Origin of the sequence: Rhodococcus sp. EPR-134, assembly GCF_001647205.1 — a bacterium.
In the GTDB taxonomy this organism is placed as follows: domain Bacteria; phylum Actinomycetota; class Actinomycetes; order Mycobacteriales; family Mycobacteriaceae; genus Rhodococcus_F; species Rhodococcus_F qingshengii.
This window is the reverse complement of the sequence record NZ_LVCT01000455.1, coordinates 1-1,545: the sequence shown is the minus strand read 5'-3', so window position 1 is coordinate 1,545 and position 1,545 is coordinate 1. Positions and strand designations below refer to the sequence as shown.

At 68.0% G+C, this 1,545-nt stretch carries 2 protein-coding genes; both read right to left on the bottom strand.

The window, feature by feature from the left end:
* Positions 1 to 164: 164 nt before the first annotated feature.
* On the bottom strand, positions 165 to 1,337 hold the full coding sequence (locus tag A2J01_RS21155; RefSeq protein WP_064113509.1) for a hypothetical protein: 1,173 nt from the start codon (positions 1,335 to 1,337) through the stop codon (positions 165 to 167).
* The coding region (locus tag A2J01_RS21150) for a DUF302 domain-containing protein (protein WP_156519343.1) at positions 1,338 to 1,545 on the bottom strand (208 nt) is incomplete at its 5' end. It lies immediately after the preceding gene.

Genomic DNA, 1,545 nt, shown 5'->3' with positions numbered 1-1,545 from the left:
GGTCGCCGTCGTGCTCGGCGGTGTCGGGGGCATCGTGGTGGGAGTGATCGGCGGTGTCTTCGTGCTGACCGGGGTGATCAACGTGTGTCTGCTCGGTCCGTTGTTCTCCGTCGATCTTCGAGGTCGTCCCAAGACGTCCTGAACGGGGTGTGCGGGCGGGCAGCTCAGAAATGGGGGATCACCTTGAATGCGGTGTACCCGTCGCTGCTCTGGGCCAATGCGACACCGTTCGAGGTCACTGCTGTCGGTGCGGCGCTCGGTGATGTGCCGGTGACGCGGCCGGAGGTCGCATCGATGGCAGTCACCCGCGAGTCCGACGCGCCGTAGACGATGCCGCCGACCAGAGAGAAGCGGTCGGCACCGGGAAATTGATCGGCGGTGAAACCTCGGGTGCCGTACTGCTCGAACAGGACAGCGATGCCGTCGTCGGTGAGGTCTGCGGTGGTGATCATCGTCGCCCCGCTACTGCTGTCGGCGGTCATCACCATCGGACTGCGGCTACCGCTGATCCATCGGAGCTCGGCATCGGAGAGGCGATAGACCGCCTGGATCGGTTCGGGACGGGTCGGGATCGTCCATGCCACGACCACTGCATTGCCGGCGGTGGCGACGAATCGTGCGGTCCCGGGGATCGCTGCGGGGGGCGGGGTGAGGGTGTCGGTGGACCAGGCGGTGTTGCCGGTGTCGGCGGTCACGATGCGCGCTGTGTCGCCGTCGACGGTGACCGCGTATCCACCGGATTCGGAGATCGCACCCGCCAGGTCGGTGCGGTGTCCGTCGGTCGCCGAGATGGCGGCCACGGCCGCGGGCTTTGCTGTCTGCGAGCAGTCGGCGTCGATCAGCAGTCCGGACCCGGTCAGGCAGCCTGCAGCGGAGACCGGACCCCATACGAGGTCGCCGGTGCGGGTATCGCGGGCGGTCACCGTGGCCGGTGCACCCGAACCGGGATCATCGATGTCCTCGGTGATCAACAGCTCACGGTTGTGTGTGCTCGTCACCGCGAACTCGTCGCGATCGGCGGGTACGTCCACGCCGAATCGTGGTGTGCCGGTGTCGTCGAGTACCTGCACCCGGTGCGAACCGGATGCGTCCGAGGAGTCGACGACTCCGACGAACCCGTCCTCGACGATGTGAGGCTGCGACAGGAACGGGATCGACCACAGGGCCGTGTCTCCGAAGCCCGGCGGCGGCGCGGCCGGCGACGACGGATGTGCCGCCGGATCGGTGCCCGTGGTGTCGGGAGCAGGTGAGGAACTGCACCCCGACGCCAGCGCGACGGCGCACAGTGCAACGGTCCCGATCACCGCCGCCGCTCTGCCGATACGGTGCGCACCCATCTATGCGGTGGTGCTGTCTCCGCCGAGTGCCATGATCGCGCTCTGCAGCAGTGCAGTGGCCCGGTCGGCGACCTCGGCCAGGCCCGCTGCATCCGAGAGCCCCACCATCACCTGGGGGTTCATCGCTTCGACGATCGTGCTGCTGCCATCGGCCCGCACCACCACGTTGCACGGCAGCAGCAACCCCACCTGCCGATCGGTGTCGATC

Excerpts from the sequence above, each read along its gene's own strand:
- A2J01_RS21155 (WP_064113509.1), bottom strand. The coding sequence starts at position 1,337 with ATGGGTGCGCACCGTATCGGCAGAGCGGCGGCGGTGATCGGGACCGTT.